Source organism: Lysobacter terrae (assembly GCF_054782215.1).
On sequence record NZ_BAAGSX010000001.1, the window covers coordinates 859,241 to 875,268 of the forward strand.

General features: G+C 64.7%; 20 protein-coding genes. 15 read left to right on the top strand and 5 right to left on the bottom strand.

Annotation, left to right across the window (positions count from 1 at the left end):
• Positions 1 to 81: 81 nt before the first annotated feature.
• From ACYVJ8_RS04180 to ACYVJ8_RS04190, 3 genes are all read left to right on the top strand, one after another.
• Entirely contained in the window at positions 82 to 459 is a 378-nt protein-coding gene (locus ACYVJ8_RS04180) for a YciI family protein (protein ID WP_460709623.1), read from the top strand.
• Positions 460 to 994: 535 nt separating this feature from the next.
• Complete coding sequence (locus ACYVJ8_RS04185) at positions 995 to 1,450, top strand: PaaI family thioesterase (protein WP_460709624.1); 456 nt, start codon at positions 995 to 997, stop codon at positions 1,448 to 1,450.
• A 128-nt stretch (positions 1,451 to 1,578) separates the two neighbouring features.
• Positions 1,579 to 1,737 carry a hypothetical protein gene (locus ACYVJ8_RS04190; protein WP_460709625.1) on the top strand — a complete coding sequence of 53 codons (159 nt, stop codon included), beginning with the start codon at positions 1,579 to 1,581 and terminating at the stop codon, positions 1,735 to 1,737.
• A 42-nt stretch (positions 1,738 to 1,779) separates the two neighbouring features.
• Here ACYVJ8_RS04190 and ACYVJ8_RS04195 read toward each other — a convergent pair whose 3' ends face one another.
• Together ACYVJ8_RS04195 and ACYVJ8_RS04200 are read right to left on the bottom strand one after the other, a co-directional pair.
• The gene (locus tag ACYVJ8_RS04195; protein WP_460709626.1) at positions 1,780 to 2,883 is read right to left on the bottom strand and encodes a tetratricopeptide repeat protein; all 1,104 of its coding nucleotides are present in this window, start codon (positions 2,881 to 2,883) and stop codon (positions 1,780 to 1,782) included.
• 123 nt (positions 2,884 to 3,006) lie between these two features.
• Positions 3,007 to 4,134, bottom strand: a complete 1,128-nt coding sequence (locus ACYVJ8_RS04200) for a hypothetical protein (protein WP_460709627.1) — start codon at positions 4,132 to 4,134, stop codon at positions 3,007 to 3,009.
• 273 nt (positions 4,135 to 4,407) lie between these two features.
• Between ACYVJ8_RS04200 and ACYVJ8_RS04205 the strand changes: the two genes are divergently transcribed.
• From ACYVJ8_RS04205 to ACYVJ8_RS04235, 7 genes are all read left to right on the top strand, one after another.
• Positions 4,408 to 5,019 (top strand): GIY-YIG nuclease family protein, encoded by a 612-nt coding sequence (locus tag ACYVJ8_RS04205; RefSeq protein WP_460709628.1) that lies wholly within the window; start codon positions 4,408 to 4,410, stop codon positions 5,017 to 5,019.
• Positions 5,020 to 5,227: 208 nt separating this feature from the next.
• Positions 5,228 to 6,808 (top strand): DUF1266 domain-containing protein, encoded by a 1,581-nt coding sequence (locus ACYVJ8_RS04210; RefSeq protein ID WP_460709629.1) that lies wholly within the window; start codon positions 5,228 to 5,230, stop codon positions 6,806 to 6,808.
• A gap of 112 nt (positions 6,809 to 6,920) precedes the next feature.
• Positions 6,921 to 7,187, top strand: coding sequence for a DksA/TraR family C4-type zinc finger protein (locus ACYVJ8_RS04215; RefSeq protein WP_460709630.1), 267 nt, complete (start codon positions 6,921 to 6,923; stop codon positions 7,185 to 7,187).
• Between the two features lie 8 nt (positions 7,188 to 7,195).
• Positions 7,196 to 7,993 carry a fused MFS/spermidine synthase gene (locus tag ACYVJ8_RS04220; RefSeq protein WP_460709631.1) on the top strand — a complete coding sequence of 266 codons (798 nt, stop codon included), beginning with the start codon at positions 7,196 to 7,198 and terminating at the stop codon, positions 7,991 to 7,993.
• 81 nt (positions 7,994 to 8,074) lie between these two features.
• The gene (locus ACYVJ8_RS04225) at positions 8,075 to 8,647 is read left to right on the top strand and encodes a YbhB/YbcL family Raf kinase inhibitor-like protein (protein WP_460709632.1); all 573 of its coding nucleotides are present in this window, start codon (positions 8,075 to 8,077) and stop codon (positions 8,645 to 8,647) included.
• Between the two features lie 64 nt (positions 8,648 to 8,711).
• A complete protein-coding gene (locus ACYVJ8_RS04230) occupies positions 8,712 to 9,323 on the top strand; it encodes an HD domain-containing protein (protein ID WP_460709633.1) in 612 nt (203 codons plus the stop codon).
• A gap of 9 nt (positions 9,324 to 9,332) precedes the next feature.
• Complete coding sequence (locus ACYVJ8_RS04235) at positions 9,333 to 9,821, top strand: hypothetical protein (RefSeq protein WP_460709634.1); 489 nt, start codon at positions 9,333 to 9,335, stop codon at positions 9,819 to 9,821.
• A gap of 45 nt (positions 9,822 to 9,866) precedes the next feature.
• Here the strand turns inward: ACYVJ8_RS04235 and ACYVJ8_RS04240 are convergent, their stop codons facing one another.
• Positions 9,867 to 11,063, bottom strand: coding sequence for a BaiN/RdsA family NAD(P)/FAD-dependent oxidoreductase (locus ACYVJ8_RS04240; RefSeq protein ID WP_460709635.1), 1,197 nt, complete (start codon positions 11,061 to 11,063; stop codon positions 9,867 to 9,869).
• Between the two features lie 72 nt (positions 11,064 to 11,135).
• Positions 11,136 to 11,615 (bottom strand): VOC family protein, encoded by a 480-nt coding sequence (locus tag ACYVJ8_RS04245; protein WP_460709636.1) that lies wholly within the window; start codon positions 11,613 to 11,615, stop codon positions 11,136 to 11,138.
• A gap of 248 nt (positions 11,616 to 11,863) precedes the next feature.
• Between ACYVJ8_RS04245 and ACYVJ8_RS04250 the strand changes: the two genes are divergently transcribed.
• The 3 genes from ACYVJ8_RS04250 (at position 11,864) to ACYVJ8_RS04260 (ending at position 14,293) form a co-directional block, all read left to right on the top strand.
• Positions 11,864 to 12,268, top strand: a complete 405-nt coding sequence (locus ACYVJ8_RS04250) for an STAS/SEC14 domain-containing protein (RefSeq protein WP_460709637.1) — start codon at positions 11,864 to 11,866, stop codon at positions 12,266 to 12,268.
• 59 nt (positions 12,269 to 12,327) lie between these two features.
• Positions 12,328 to 12,669: a zinc ribbon domain-containing protein YjdM gene (locus ACYVJ8_RS04255; RefSeq protein WP_460709638.1), complete on the top strand. Its 342-nt coding sequence runs from the start codon at positions 12,328 to 12,330 to the stop codon at positions 12,667 to 12,669.
• 310 nt (positions 12,670 to 12,979) lie between these two features.
• Positions 12,980 to 14,293, top strand: a complete 1,314-nt coding sequence (locus ACYVJ8_RS04260) for a DEAD/DEAH box helicase (protein WP_460709639.1) — start codon at positions 12,980 to 12,982, stop codon at positions 14,291 to 14,293.
• Between the two features lie 143 nt (positions 14,294 to 14,436).
• Here ACYVJ8_RS04260 and ACYVJ8_RS04265 read toward each other — a convergent pair whose 3' ends face one another.
• Positions 14,437 to 14,640 carry a KGG domain-containing protein gene (locus ACYVJ8_RS04265; RefSeq protein WP_460709640.1) on the bottom strand — a complete coding sequence of 68 codons (204 nt, stop codon included), beginning with the start codon at positions 14,638 to 14,640 and terminating at the stop codon, positions 14,437 to 14,439.
• 285 nt (positions 14,641 to 14,925) lie between these two features.
• On the opposite strand from ACYVJ8_RS04265, the gene ACYVJ8_RS04270 reads away from it, so the two are divergent.
• Together ACYVJ8_RS04270 and ACYVJ8_RS04275 are read left to right on the top strand one after the other, a co-directional pair.
• Positions 14,926 to 15,348 (top strand): YciI family protein, encoded by a 423-nt coding sequence (locus ACYVJ8_RS04270; RefSeq protein WP_460709641.1) that lies wholly within the window; start codon positions 14,926 to 14,928, stop codon positions 15,346 to 15,348.
• Positions 15,349 to 15,375: 27 nt separating this feature from the next.
• On the top strand, positions 15,376 to 15,792 hold the full coding sequence (locus tag ACYVJ8_RS04275) for a VOC family protein (RefSeq protein WP_460709642.1): 417 nt from the start codon (positions 15,376 to 15,378) through the stop codon (positions 15,790 to 15,792).
• Positions 15,793 to 16,028: the final 236 nt, after the last annotated feature.

Genomic DNA, 16,028 nt, shown 5'->3' on the forward strand with positions numbered 1-16,028 from the left:
GCTTCGGTGGTTCGTCGTACTGGCAAGAGCAGGCATTTCGCCTGTCCCGCCCTAATCGGGGTCAACCACAGGAGCAGTCCAATGCGATTCCTTTCCATGGTCCGGGTCAACGAGAGCACCGGTCAGCAGCCGAGCGAGCAGCTCATGGCGGACATGGGCCGCCTGATTCAGGAAATGACCAAGGCGGGCGTGTTGCTCGACACGGCCGGTCTGCGTCCGACTTCGGAGAGCGTGCGGGTGAAGTTGCGCAACGGCAAGACCAGTGTCGTCGACGGGCCTTTCACCGAGACCAAGGAGGTCATCGGTGGCTACGCGATCATCAAGGCGGATTCGTTGCAGGAAGCGATCGAACACACGCACCGGTTTCTTATGGTTCACGGCAACGAGTGGGAGTTGGAATGCGAAGTGCGGCAGCTTGAAGAGCCGGACTTCGAGAATCTGCGCTGCGCTAACGGCTAGAGTCGCGCTCGTCATCCCGGCGAATGCCGGGATCATTTTGCTGTTGCTTTTGCTGGACGAAAAGGCGCCGCGGCCTCGCTGCACTAGCGGGCAGGCGGCGCCGGTGGGGTAGTCGTGACACGCCGTGAATCCGTCCATGGAGGCTTGTCAGCGGCATCCATGCCGCTGACAGTCACGCCTACCCCACCGGCGCCGCCTGCCCCTCACGCGTCTCGGGCGCGTTGGCAAAAAGCGAAGCAACTCGCTTCGCTCGCTCCCCCTCATCTGCCCTTCGGGCATCTTCTCCCCGCGCGCGGGGAGAAGAAGAGCATTGATGCCGAAGCGGCGATCACAACGTTTGCGGTAAGCGCTGCCCGATGGGATGGGGGTGCGGAGAGCGGACCAGGATGGTCCGCGGCCCCGACTAAAGGCAGGGATGCCGTCCGGAGGGGCGGAGCACCCCCGTCCCGTCGGGCAGCGCGTCCCGCCGAAGCCGACAGTCCGACAGGCTCGTCCGAAAAAGCTCTGGGGCATCCGTGCTGCTAGGCTGCGCCCCATGACGCCCAATCCCGCCTACCTGCAAGCCATCCGCGACAGCGTAAAGATGGCGCCGTATCCGCATCTGATCGGCATGACCATCGAGGCGCTGGAGTTCGACAGCTGTCGCATCGATCTGGAGCTGGGCGAGCGGCATCTGCAGCCGTTCGGCATCGTGCATGGCGGCGTGCTGGCCACGCTGATCGATACGGCGACGTTCTGGGCCGGCTTTCTTCGGCTTCCCGAAGATGCGGGGCTGGTGAACGTCGATCTCAAGCTCAACTACCTCAAGGCCGTCACCAGCGGCCACCTGCGCGCGGAAGGCCGCTGCCTGCGCGCCGGTCGCCAGCTGAGCTACACCGAAGCCAAAATCTTCGATGCCGCCGACGAACTTGTGGCGCATGGGACCTCGACCCTGATGGCGCTGCCCGGAAAAGGGTTGCAGCTCGGCCTGCCGAAATTCCTTCCCGCCTGAACACGGCGCGCACCTGAATACGCGAATTGTCGCCTCGCAAAATGGCGGCGGCGAAAACGTGTTGCACGTTCATGCTTCACGCGGTGATCACCCCTAGACTCGCGCGCTAGTTTCTTCCGGAATTCGCCGTGTTTCGCCTCGATCTTCTTGTTGTTCTCGTTCTGGCTGCCGTCGTGGGTGTCGTGACCTCGGCCGCCACCGGTCATTTCGAACCGATTCCGCTGTTGGCCGGTGTCATCGTCGCCGGCGTGCTGCGCAGCGTCTTCATGGCGAAGCAGCGAAGCTGAGCTACACCGCGGCAGGCGGCACCTCAGCAACCTGCCGCAGGCTCAGTTCGAAGCGCGCTTCAACTCCTGCAACTGCGCCCGGTAGGCCGCGCGCGTGGCGCCGTCGCTGAGCGCTTGTGCACGCACCAGGGCCTTGCCGGCGCGACGCGGATCGCCCGCCTTCAGATAGGTGCGCGCGAGTGCGGACCAGAAACGGTGCTCGTCGGAATGCAGGCGGATCGCCTGCCGGTATTCGGCCACGGCGGTGGGATAGTCGCCGTTGCGCTCGGCATCCATCGCGAGCAGAAAGTGATGCAGCGGATCGCGCTGCTGGACGCGCGCGAGGCGCCGCCGGTAGTCGTTTTCGCGCTTGGTGTCGCCAAGCCGCCGCGCCAGTCCGACCAGATTGAACAACGCGCCGTCCTCCGCCGGATCGAGCGACAGTGCCTTCATGTACGAGCGTTCCGCAGAGGCCATATCGCCGAGCCGTACATGCAGCACGCCGGCGTTACTCCATAGGGGCGCATAGGTAGGATCCGCCGCCAGTGCGGCCGCCATCAGCTGCAGCCCGCCGACCGCATTGCCTTCGGACAGCTGCGCCATGGCGAGATTGTTGTAGTAGTGCGCGAACAACCGCTTTTCGCCGATCACGACCGGACGGTCGGTGGCGATCATCGTGTCGCCGGAGTAATCGACTACGGCGATGCGGCCACCGACAGTGACGCCGACGTTGACGTGATTGTTGCGGTAGATCGTCCCTTCGTCCAGGCGCCACGACAGCGTGTTCTCGATCTCCTGCGGCTGCGCGTCCAGGCCGGCCTCGCGCGCGAGGGCGAGAAACATCAGAGTGAACGACAGGCAGTTGGCGCGCCGCATCGCATAGGTCTGTTCGACCGAGTAGGTCGCCTCTTCGTCGTAGACGATCGCCAGCGCATCGGCGTCAAGCATGAAATGCAGCAGTTGCTGCAGACGTTGCGATGGCGTGGCCGGTTGCGCCAACACCTCCGCATGCAGGCGCTCGCGCAGCTCGGGCGGCATGGCCATGAGCGAGGCCGGGGCGACGATGACAGGCGCGGTCGTGAGCGGCGCCGTGGGGAGGGTGTCACCGGCGGGATTCGTCAGTGCAAAGGCGGCCGCGAGGGCGGCGGACAGAACCGGGGCGTACATGGCGGACCCTCCATGCACCTGGGCCGGGGTGGCCTGTCGCCAGTGTAGTCCTGGCCCCGTGGCGCCGGCATGCCGCCGGGCATTCCTTTTGTTGGCGGGAATTGCGGTTTGGCGCCTTGGGCTTCAGGGCCGCGCCAGCGCCAGCACGATCTCGAAGACGATCAGCAGCACGATCGCCAGCTCCAGCAATTCCGCCCGGCGGCTGGATGCCTCGTCGTACAGTGCGGTGTAGGTGTCGCGGATGATCGCCAGCTTGCGGTCCACCGCTTCGCCCAGGCGCGGCACCCGGAACTGCTCCAGCGCCGCGCCGTAGATGCGCGCCAGATACACGTCTTCGGTGACCTGCAGCGAATTCTCCACCCGTTCGGTGAGCTGGGTGACTTCCGCCACCAGTCCGTACAGCCTCCGCGCCAGCCGTGCCGCGCGGCGCGATGCGAGCAGCGACAGGCCGCCGCCTGCGTTGGCGACCAGGTCGTACATGGCGACCAGTTCGCTATCGAGCAGTTCGTCGTAGTAGCGCATCTCCAGCAACTGCGCGTTGGCGACCTCGATGATGTCGACGACGTCGGAATCGCGCCGCGGCTCGTAGAGGAACGCACGATCCCAGGTGAGAACGACCAAATCGTCCTCGAAGTAGGAATACGCCTGCTCGGTGATCGCCGCGCTTTCCTGCGCCGACAGCGGCCGTGTTTCGCCCGAGAGCAGGGCGGGAAGGTTGGCGTCTTCGCGGATGCGGCGGCCGGTCATGGGTTCGGCGAAGGCATGCACGATGGCGAAGAGGTAGTCCTCCTCCAGATGCTGCTCGGCGGGCCGATGCAACGCCGGGCCGATGATGTCGAGCACGCTGCGCAACGCATCGCGCCAGACCGGAGCGTCGTCCGCCGTCGCGCGGTCGAGGGCGTTGAACTGGCGCGTGTAGTCGGCCCAGGAGAGCTCCGCGACGGGTATCCGCAATGCGATCACGATCGCGCCGAAGTCATACACGCGCGCGGTCAGTTCAGCCTGCGTCGCGATGCCGTCCAATTCGATGGCGACAGGTGTCAGTGGGAAAAGCGTCGGCGGCACCCCGAAGGTGAGTTCGTTGGCGGCGACCGTCGCCAGCCGGGTGCGCCGGCTCGCACGGCCTTCGCGGGCACGCCACAGCGACTCGGCGCGGGCCAGGTCGATCTCGTTGGCGACGTCCAGCAACCGATGGGCGACCAGCGCACCGGCTTGGACGTGCAGGGCCGCGGTATGTGGGGCAGGGGACATGCGGGACTCCACCCGAGCTGATCCTTTGTCGACGCCGATCATTGGAAACCGGCGACGTTACGCTGAGTTGATGCCCCCAAAAACAAGAAGGCCCAGCGGCGAACGAGAGATGAATCCTCGCGGCTGAGCCTTCCGTGCCGGACGTCGCGACGGTCCTCGGTCCGTCACCCCATCCAGCGCGAGGAGGCTAGCGCGGCCCATGTTACGGCCGGGTCAACCTGGGGTGGAGCCCGGGTGAGCGGTGTCGTTCCCGCTTCTCCCTTAGTCTGGGCCATGCCCATCGATTCGCGCGATCCCGCATCGATCCGCACGCTGAGCCGCAATCGCGGCTTCGTCTACGTCGCGCCCTGCGCCTACGAAGACCTGCTGAAACTGGGTTACTCGCGCGACCCGCTGCAACGTTTCCAGGCACTGCATCGGCGCTGGTTCGAGTTCTTCGCGCCCGAGCGGATCGCGCTGATCGAAACCGACACGGTGCGCGAGGCCCGTGCCATCGAACTCGCGCTCAAACGCGAACTGACCGAGTGGAACGCGCCGGTGCCGCTGACGATCGCGCGCGCGGCCGCTGGCCACGGCGAGTGGTACCGCGGTGCCAGTGACCAACTCGCCCGCGCGCTGCAGGCGCTCCACGAGGCGGGCCATCGCGTGCATGCCCCAGCGTGGGACTGGCTGCGGCAGGCGCTGCAGACCCGCAGTGAACTCCTGTACGCGTGGTCCGAGGCCGCATTGACGGTGGACGAACTGGAACTTCGCGCCGGACCGACCCCGGCACAGCAGGTGGTGCGCGATGCGCTGGACGCCTACCTTGCGTTCGGCCTCGACCTCGAAGACCGGCTGCCGCCGGCGGTCTGGCGCTGGTTTCAGGCGGCGCATTCCGGGTTTTGAGCACAACCAAGGCCCTTTCCTGCCAAACCGACATGCGCGCTTAGCGCTGATCCAAACGTCAGCATTCGTGTTTTCTTTCTTGCAACCGGATGTTGCACCTCAGGAGAAGGCGACGGTCGGTATCGATGATCTGATTGCAACCGGCAACCGGTTGTCGCCTGTGATCAAGCAGTCATCGCAGTGACCATTAAATACGGGGGAACGCTTCATGTTTCACGTGATCATGCTGATCATAATTGTCGTTGTCTTGCTGATTCGCCGCCGATACATTGCCCCCAAGGCGCGGGCGAAATCCGAGGCAGCAGCTGAAGCCGAGAAGGAAGCCAAGGCGCGGGAGAGGGTGCAGCGCTGCTATCGTGAAAATGCCCCTCCACCGGATAAAGCGCCCTTACTGGGGTTCGGTGCGCTGATGATGGCGCGGAATAAGGAATATAGCGCTCTTCTGCCACTTCGAAGAGACGAAGAAACGATCCGAGAAGGTATGGCGCGTGACTGGGATGTCATCGACGAGAGGTCTGCGCGCAGCACCATTCAGCAGGTGATATTGCTGGGCCGCCGCGTTTCTTATCAAGAGGATTTCGCGCTGCTGCAGCAGGGCGCGAGCGCGGACAAGCTCACTATCATCGACGCGGATGCCATCGTTCGCTTGGAACAGGCCAAGAAAGTATGGGAAGAGCGAGGCCTTCCGCCAGCGTCTACGATGACCCTTGCTGCTTACGACTATGAGCGCATCGCCTACTTGGCGCGCGCCTGCCACTATTTGAAGTACATCACCGAGGACGAAGCCTGGAGGGTAATGGCGTGGGTGGCAGTGGAATCAAAACGGGATTTCGCAGACTGGGCTGAATACGCCGCATCCTTCATCTTTGGTCGCGCTGCAAGTTTTGCAGGAGGAGTGGCGGCTTCCGATGATGTCGAGGCAGCTTGGGACCTGTTGACGCAAGTCCTGGAACGCCTGGGTCAACCCTATATCTGGCAACGCTATCCGCTTGCAGACATTTTGATCTCTGCCGAACTGCTCGCACCGGCCAAATCGGCGATCGATGACGCAGAATCGACATCTGTGAATGCATTGCGCGAGCCACTATTAGGCCTGGGGGCACTGACGGCATTTCGCTATGAGGAATCTCCTGCAGAACTTGCGATCGCCGCCAAGCAGCCTAGTGCCAATGTCGAATGGTTGGCGAGGAGTTGGAATGTGGCCGATACTGCATCGGTTACCGCTCGCCTGGAATGGTTGACTAAGGTTGGCTCCCGCAAGGACATCGACACCGATTTCGGATTCCTCATCCGCGGCGGCCAGCTGACCGATTTACAAAATGTTGGCGCAGCGCATTTCTTGGCCTTCCAGAAGGTGAGGTTGTTTTTGCAGGAAGTCGGCATCGACGCGGCACTGATCGCCGGCTGTCAGTCAATGCTTGCCTACGATCTCGAGCGGGCCGCTTACCTGACGCGCGTTGCCGTAGCGACAGGCTATCTCGATGAAGAGGCTGGATGGACCTGGCTACGCCGGATCGGCGCGCAATCCCGACACTTCGATACATGGGAAGCCTATCTTGTATCGTACGTGCTTGGACAAGCCATCTTCGAAAGCGATCCGAAAAGCCTGAAAATTTGGGTCCGGCTAGGGATCGGCCTGCTGAAGGTCGAGAGCCCGTTCAAGGACTATTGCTCACCTTGGAGGCAGCATTCCCTGGACCGCATTCAGGTGCTGCGTGCGATAGGCCCGAGTGACGGGCCGATGGCCGGGCCCTTCTGGGCCCACGCTAAAAACAGCTCTATTGATTGAGCCCGTTCCTAATGCACGAGCCCGCCATTCGGCGGGCTCTATTTTTCGTAGCCCGCGGACATTCACCCCATAGCCGTTATCCTTGTCCGCGTAGCACTAGCGGAGAAAACCCATGGCAACCGGTTGGGCAGGCGATGGCGCCGTACAAGACCAGATCGACGCGACCATCAAGGACGCGATCAAACGCGCACGCAGCCAGCTGCCGACCGGGCCTGGCCTGACCCATTGCGAGGACTGCGAGGCAGAGATTCCCGAGGCCCGGCGCAAAGCCGTCCCGGGCGTGCGTGTGTGCGTGGCCTGCCAGGAAGTCCGCGACCAGGAACAGGCCGGCTCCAGCGGCTACAACCGCCGCGGCAGCAAGGACAGTCAGCTCCGCTAGGCATCGACATGGATTCGGGGCAAGGGGGCTGGCGTACCTGGCTGGCGAGGTTGTTCGGTGCGCAGGGTGACGCCGTGCCGCCGCGCCTGCGCAAACCGCGCGTGCGTGCGCGTGGCAAGACCATCGAGTTGCAGTTCGCACGCGGGGTCTCGCAAAGCCAGATGGTCGTGCGCGATCCGCATCGCCTGCTGATCGACTACACCCGCACGATGCTGGGCGCACTGGTCTTCGCGCCTAAACCTCGTCTCATCGGCATCCTGGGGCTCGGCGGCGGATCGCAGGCCAAGTACTGTTACCGGCATCTGCCCGAAGCGCGGATCGAAGTCGTCGAGAACAATCCGCACGTGATCGCACTGCGCCGCCGCTTCCACGTCCCGGACGACGATGCGCGCTTTCAGGTCTATCTGGACGATGGTGCGCATTTCCTGCACGAGCGCCCCGGCCGCTACGACCTGTTGCTGATCGATGGATACGACGAGACCGGCATACCGGCGGTGCTCTCCACGCAGGCCTTCTACGACGACTGCCGTGCCTGCCTCGCGCCAGGCGGTGCCATGGCGATCAATCTCTACTGCGATGCGGCGGCCGCGCACGTGGAACGCATCCAGCGCGCATTCGGCCCGGCGCATGTGCTGGTGATCGACGAGCCGCGGCAGAGCAATCGGGTGGCTTTCGCCTGGGCCGGCGACGCGGCCGGCGATGTTGACGGCGAAGGCGATGACCTCGCATTGACCCCGGCGGCGCAGCGGGATCTGGCCGGTGTCTTCACGACCTTGCGTCGCGCCTTGGCATCGCGTCGCGGCTGAGCTGTTTCGCGCTGTTCCTTCGCGAGGTCTTTCGCTATTCCCGGCCTAGAATCGGCGCAACCCTGCAAGAGGGTTCAGTGAATGCGCGCCAGCCATCCCATCCGCCGCAATGCGTCGACGCTCGCGCTGCTGCTCGCGATCGCCAGCGCCGCGTGCAGCCAGACGAGGACCCCCGCCATGAGCATGACGCTGACATCGCCGGCGTTCGCGGCCAATGCCGCCATACCCGCAGTCCATACCTGTGAAGGCGGCGATGTGTCGCCGGCGCTGCACTGGTCAGGGCTTCCGGCGAATACGCGCAGTCTTGCGTTGATCGTCGACGACCCGGACGCACCCGATCCTGCCGCGCCCCAGCGCACCTGGGTGCACTGGGTGCTGTACAACCTGCCGGTCACCGCGGCCGGCCTGGCCGAGGGCGTGAAAGCCGCGCAGCTTCCCGCGGGTGCCAGGGAAGGCAAGAACGACTGGCAACGCACCGGCTTCGGCGGCCCGTGCCCGCCGAAGGGGCGACACCGCTATTTCCACAAGCTGTACGCCCTGGACGTGGAATTGCCCGATCTGCACCAGCCGAACAAGGCGCAGTTGCTGAAGGCGATGGAAGGGCACGTGGTCGCCCAGGCCGAACTGGTGGGCACTTACCAGAAGACGCACTGATCGTCGCCGTTGCAGGCGCATGCTCCGCTATGCTCGGAGGCATATCGATGCCGGCACCGATCATATGGCCGAAGACACTCTGCTAACGACGGAACATTGGACAGCCCTGCGCAATGCGTACGCCACGCCGCCTCGCGCCTACCACAGCTTCGATCATGTCGAAGCGGTGCTGCATCACTACGACGAAGTCGCAGCCGGCCCCGGCTGGCGGCAACCGGACGAAGTGCGCCTGGCCGTGCTCTATCACGACGCCATCTATGAAGCGGGCCGCAAGGACAACGAAGCGCGTTCGGCCGATCTTGCCGTCGAACACATCGCGCGCTGGTTACCGGATCGCGACATCGACGCCGCGCGCGTCGCCGAGCTGATCAATCTCACCGCGCAGCACGGCACGCTGACCCCGGCCGACGTAGCAGACGATGCCGACGCCGCCCTGTTTCTTGACTGCGACATGGCGATCCTGGCCGCCGATCCTGCGGCCTTCGCCGCCTACGACCGCGGCATCACCGCCGAGTACCGCGGCCACGTCCCCGCCTGGCTGTTCAAGCTCAATCGGCGCCGCTTTCTCAAGGCACTGCTCGGCAAGGAGCGCATCTTTCTGAGCGATTGGTTTCACCAGCGCCTGGACGCGCAGGCGCGGATCAATTTGCGGCGAGCGGTGACGGAGAAGCGCTGAGAGACATCTATGAATACGACAAAACTGCGTGGAAAACTGCGGGTGAGGGTGCTGATCTCTATTGCATTCCTGATCCTCCTTCCAGCGTGCCGCCCCAGCTCCCACTCCCCTGATCCAACTGCGGTAACCCCGCCAGCGCCTCTCATTGAAGGGGTAATCGTGACGGCCATTTCCAGGGTCGAAGTCGATACAACGGCCTCCGCGCAGGAGGACGCCGCCACCAGCTGTCTGAAGTGGACACTGACTGGCAAGCAAGCAGAAGAACTGATTTCCCTGAGCCGCGAGATCGATGAGCGCACCTATCACCACGACTACGACACCGCGCCCTGCAAGATCGGTGGACTTGTGCGCAGGCAGGGGCGCACATGGCAGTTCACCATCAATGGAGCCGCCAAGGTCATGTTGAAGCGCGGGAATGAGGTGAAATATCTCGGTTGCGAAGCGCAGGGTTGCGAATCCCTGGTCATGTCGATGCCCGATCGGTCGCCAACTCCATAGAGCGGCGGTGCGCCGAGTTAGCCCGTTTTCGCAGGCGGATAGCAGTCAGGCCGCTTCACCCGCCGCATGCCCCGACGCCCACGCCCACTGGAAGTTATAGCCGCCCAGCCAGCCGGTGACGTCGACGACTTCGCCGATGAAGTACAGCCCGGGTACTTGCTTGGATTGCATCGTCGAGGACGAGAGCCCGTCGGTGTTCACGCCGCCCAGCGTGACTTCCGCGGTGCGATAGCCTTCGGTGCCGCTGGCTACTAGCGGGAACGCTGCAAGCAACTCGGCGGCTTCACGCAACTGCGGTTCGTTGAACTGTTTCATCGGTCGGTTCGGCAGCCAGTGTTCGCACAGGCGTTGGGCGAAGCGCTTGGGTAGCAGGTCGCCGAGGACGGTCTTGAGTTCTGCGGCCGGCCGTTCGTGCCGTAGTCGTTGCAGGGTTTCGAACGCGTCCATGCCAGGCAGCAGGTCCAGTCGCAGGTCGTCGCCCGGCTGAAAGAACGACGAGATCTGCAGGATCGCCGGACCGCTCACGCCTCGATGGGTGATGAGCAGATAGTTGGAGAACGACTTCTTGTTGCAGCGCGCTTCCACGGGGAACGCGACGCCACTGAGGTCCTGCAGCCGCTCCTGGTGCTTGCCGCTGAGGGTCAGCGGCACCAGGCCCGCGCGCGTGGGCAGCACTTCGTGGCCGAACTGGCGGGCCAGTTCATAGCCGAAGCCGGTCGCGCCCATGCTCGGAATCGACAGGCCACCGCTGGCAACCACCAGCGCGGGAGCGGTGAAGACGCCGCGCGTCGTATGCAGATGGAAGTTGCCGCTGTCGCCATGGACCACGCGCTCGACGCTGCACGACGTCTCGATCCGCACGCCGGCATCCGCGCACTCGTCCAGCAGCATCTTCACGATCAGCTTCGAGGACTCGTCGCAGAACAGCTGGCCCAGTTCCTTCTCGTGGTAGGCGATGCGGTGTCGCTCGACCATTTCGATGAAGTGCGCCGGCGTGTAGCGGGCGAGGGCGGACTTGAAGAAATGCGGGTTCGCCGACAGGTAGTTCGCCGGCGACGAGCCGGTGTTGGTGAAATTGCAACGTCCGCCGCCCGACATCAGGATCTTTTTGCCGCAGCGGTTGGCGTGCTCGACCACGAGCACGCGCTTGCCGAGCTGGCCCGCCGTGAGCGCGCACATCAGGCCCGCCGCGCCGCCACCGATGATGAGTACGTCGACGGTGGCCGGAGGAGTCGAGGACATGGAGGTCGCGCAGGGAAGCGACCTCCAGTTTAGGCGACAAGATCTAGCGGACCGAATCCCGAGGCCCGGCGATTACGCCGCGGCCGCCTCGCGCAGCGTGCCCAGGTCGATCTTCTTCATCTGCAGCATGGCCTGCATCGCCTTGGGATGGCGGATCAGCTGCGGCAGTTCGGTCGGCACCACCTGCCAGGACAGGCCGAACTTGTCCTTGAGCCAGCCGCATTGCTGCCCCGTCGGATCGCCGCCATCGGCCAGGCGGCTCCAGTAGTGGTCGATCTCGGCCTGCGATTCGCAATTGACGACGAACGACACCGCTTCGGTGAACTTGAAGTGCGGCCCGCCGTTGAGGGCGACGAAGGGCACGCCATCGAGTTCGAAGGCCACGGTCATCGCCGTGCCTTCCGGCAGACCGGAGGCTTGCGCGGCGGCCTTGTCGTAGCGCGCGACGGTGCCGACGCGGGAGTTGTCGAAAATCGAGGCGTAGTAGTTCGCCGCTTCCTCGGCCTGTTTGTCGAACCACAGGAACGGGGTGATGCGCTGGGGCTTGCTCATGGGGATCTCCTTGTCGCGGGTGGGACGTGGGTTTGGAGCTGGCGCCGGAAGCCCAGCGCTTGTGGGAGAGACGAGTGGGACGGGCGCAAATCGACACGACGCCGGCCGCGAGCGTGGTCGCCTGGCGGCCGTTTCCGCGAGGCGATGATTGGCGGCTGGCCTGTCAGGCGCTGTCGAGCCGGACCGTAGACCGCAGTGGCACGTTGGCGGCACTGGCGCGGTGACGGCCGCCTGACCGATCATGGCGCATGGCCGAAGAGCGCCACCATCCCGACTACGCCCTGCATCTGGTCGAACACGGCGAAGTGCTGGAAGTGCAAGTCACCGGCCCCGTGGATGCGCAGCACGTACGCATCGCCTACTGGCAGGAAATCGCCGACGAAGGCAAGGCACGCGGCCTGCGCAAGCTGCTGGTGACCGATCGCAAGAAGGGCCAGCCGGCCACGCCGTCGGAGCTGTCGGAACTGGCGGCACTGTTCCAGCACGAGGCGCGGCATTTCGATCGCGTCGCCGTGGTCGAACCCACGCCGGAGTTCGTCCCCGCCATCGAGTACGCCGAAATCTACGGCCAGGGCCTGGGCATCAACGTGCGCATCTTCAGCGACGTGCGCGAAGCCGAACGCTGGTTGCGCTACGGCTCGCCCGACGATTGAGTCGCCGCAGGGCGTAAAATGCGCGCCCCACATGCCTGTCGCACTCACTGGATCGCACGATGCCCGCCGCCCCCGCCTGTCCGCAATGCACGCTCGAAAACACCTATGCCGACGGGACCAACTTCGTCTGCGCCGATTGCGGTTACGAGTGGCCGATGGCGGCTGAAGGGGCGGAAGAGGGCGCGCTGAGCGTCCGCGACAGCAACGGCAACGCGCTGGCCAACGGCGACACCGTGGTGGTCATCAAGGACCTGAAGGTCAAAGGCTCGTCCATTCCGCTGAAGCAGGGCACGGTGATCCGCAATATCCGCCTGGTCGAGGACGACGCGGAACACATCGAAGGCAACTCGGACAAGATCAAGGGCCTGGTGCTGAAGACCTGCTTCCTGCGCAAGGCCTAGGGGCTCGGTTCAGGTGGCGGTGGCGCAGGAGAGCCACTTCGCGTACAGTGCCCCCCGTTTAGCGCACGGCTGATCCCTGACTTGCCTCGCAAGTCCCGGGAGATGCGATTTCCTAGGTAAGTCTGCCGCTCCGGCCCCATCAGGGCCCTCTCGCGGCCTATCCCGTACGCCCTTCGTCGCGCAGACGCGGCACCGGAACCTCCGGTGCGGCCATTTACACCACTCGCAAGCCGCGGTTCAGGGAAAGCTTCGAGTACGCCTCCGGCAGGGCCTGTGCCCATACCGGAAGCGTTCCATACGGAGCTACAACATGACCTTTGAATCGCTCGGGCTCGCGCCCGCGCTGCTGCGCGCGCTGTCCGAAAACAACTACACCACCCCGACGCCGATCCAGGCCCAGGCCATCCCGCTGGCGCTGGCCGGCCGCGACGTGCTGGGCGGTGCGCAGACCGGCACCGGCAAGACCGCCGCCTTCGGCCTGCCCTTGCTGAACCGGCTCGCCAAGGCGACGTCGCCCAACGGCCCGCGCAAGCCGCGCGCGCTGATCCTGACGCCGACCCGCGAACTCGCCCTGCAGGTCAGCGAAAGCCTGCGCGGTTACGCCAAGCATCTGCGCATGAACATCACCGCGATCTACGGCGGTGCCGGCATGCAGCCGCAGATCGATCAGTTCCGTCGCGGCGTCGACGTGCTGGTGGCCTGCCCGGGCCGCCTGATCGATCACCTCGAACGCGGCACCGTGCGCCTGGACGCCATCGAAGTGCTGGTGCTCGACGAAGCCGACCGCATGCTCGACATGGGCTTCCTGCCGGCGATCAAGCGCGTCCTCGGCAAGCTGCCGTCGCAGCGGCAGACGCTGCTGTTCTCGGCGACGTTCGAGGCGCGGATCAAGGCGCTGGCCCTGGAATTCATGCGCGATCCGCAACAGGTGCAGGTGGCGGCGCAGAACACCATCGCCGAGACCATCGCGCACCGCGCGCATCCGGTCGATCAGGCGAAGAAGCGTGACCTGCTGATCGAGATCCTTGCCAAGCGCCACACTGAACAGGCCATGGTGTTCGGCAAGACCAAGCACGGCTGCAACCGCCTGGCCGAACAGTTGGAGAAGTCCGGTCTGCTGGCGGTCGCGATCCACGGCAACAAGAGCCAGGCGCAGCGGCAGAAGGCGCTGGCGCAGTTCAAGGCGGGCAAGGCGCGCGTGCTGGTCGCGACCGACGTGGCCGCGCGCGGACTCGACATTCCCAGTCTGCCGCTGGTGATCAACTACGAGCTGCCGATGGTGGCGGAAGACTATGTGCATCGCATCGGCCGCACCGGTCGCAACGGCGCGCAGGGCGAGGCCTTGTCGCTGGTGGCGCCGGACGAAGCGGGACTGTTGCGGCAGATCCAGCAGCTGCTGAAGGCGGAGATCGCGCTGGAGACCGTGGCCGGCTATGAGCCGAGCCGACCGTTGCGCATCGATACCACGCCGGTGCCGTCGCAGCGAAGCGCGCGTCCTGCCCGTGGTCATCGTCCGCACGGCAAGCCGGCGCAGCGCCATGCGCATGCCGGCGCCCGCCCGCCGCGCGAGGGTCGTAACGCAGGCCCGGGCGCTACGCGGCCGCGTAGCGAAGGCCGCAGCTAAAGCGTCGGGCACGCGGATTCAGCGGCCACTTCGGCCCATCCGTGACGATGCCGCAACACCGCGAAGGCGCCCATTGGGCGCCTTCGCTCTTTCATGAGCCTGTTCACCGGCTCGCTGTCGAATAGGTCCCTCGGCTGCGTCGGTCAGCGATTGCTTCCCTGACTCCCATGACGATTGCCACCGCCTGAAGCCTCGCCGCCCTTGCGGCCGATTTCGGACATGTGCTGGCGATCGCGGCTGACCGCTTCGCCGCCCTTCTGGGCGATCTTGCGCTGTTTCTCTTCATCCATACCGGCGAAGCCGCGTCCCTGATGGCGGTTCTGGTCCTGGTTCTGGTTGGTTGGCATCAGATGCTCCTTCTCGTTGTGTCCGCGATGCAGGTTGCATCGTTATGGCCCGTGCTCCATGCCCCGTGCTGTACGCAAAGTCGCGACGGACAGGCGTGAGGTTAGAGAAGCGTGCGTTAGATCGGCGGCCACCATGAGTAAAGCCGAAGTAACGAAAGATCCCCGGACCATGTCGATTCCCGGCTCCCCCGCTCGTCGTTCCTGCAAGAGCGCAGGGAAGGGGCCCAAGGCCGACCGGCGTTCATTCACCGAGGTCCATTCACTTAAAGCCTAGGAGTAACGAACATGCGCGTCCTGGTCATCGTCAAAGCCAGCAACGAGTCCGAAGCAGGCGTCATGCCCACCGAGCAGTTGCTCGCCGACATGGGCAAATTCAACGAAGAGCTGGTCAAGGCCGGGGTGATGCTGGCTGGTGAAGGCCTGCATCCGTCCTCGCGCGGCAAGCGGGTGGCGTTCTCCGGCAGCAAGCGCACCGTCGTCGATGGCCCCTTCAGCGAAACCAAGGAGCTGGTCGCCGGTTTCTGGATCTGGCAGGTCAGTTCGATGGAAGAGGCGGTCGAGTGGGTCAAGCGCTGCCCGAATCCGCATCCGGGCGAATCGACCATCGAGATCCGTCCGCTGTTCGAGGCCGAAGACTTCGGCGACGCGCTCACGCCCGAGCTGCGCGAGCAGGAACAGCGCCTGCGCGACGCGCTGACCCAGCATTGATCCCCGCCTGCACATCAAGGAGCCAACATGCATATCAACGCTTATCTGGTCTTCAACGGTAATTGCGAAGAAGCCTTCAAGTTCTACGCGCAGTGCCTGCGCGCCGAACTCGCCATGCTGCAGCGATTCGGCGACACGCCGGGATGTGAAGACCTGCCGGCATCGGTTCGCGACAAGATCATGCACGTGCGTTTGCAGGCCGGCGATCAGGTATTGATGGCTTCGGACAATCATCCCGATCATCCCTATGAAGGCATCAAGGGTTGCTCGATCGCGCTCGCCGTCGACCGCGAGGACGAAGCCGAGCGCATCTTCGGCGAACTCGCGCAGGGCGGCACGGTGACGATGCCGATGCAGGAGACGTTCTGGGCCAAGCGCTTCGGCATGCTGACCGACCGTTTCGGGGTGCCGTGGATGATCAACGGCGCCATGCAGCAAGGCTGACTGCGATGGAAGGCGTGCTTTCGGGGCATTCGCTCGCGGAGCTGGCGCCGGCGCCGGCTCCCGGATCGATCGGGCAGGAAGCGCAGGGCGCGATTTGGCAAGACCTGCGCTTGCGCCGTCATCGGCGCGGTGGTGTCATCGGGGGCATGGCCGCTTTTCCTGACACGACTTCCCCTGACACGACTTCCGCCGAAACCAAGGCTTCCGGGACTCCGAACCCGCAGCAGGTCCGCCGC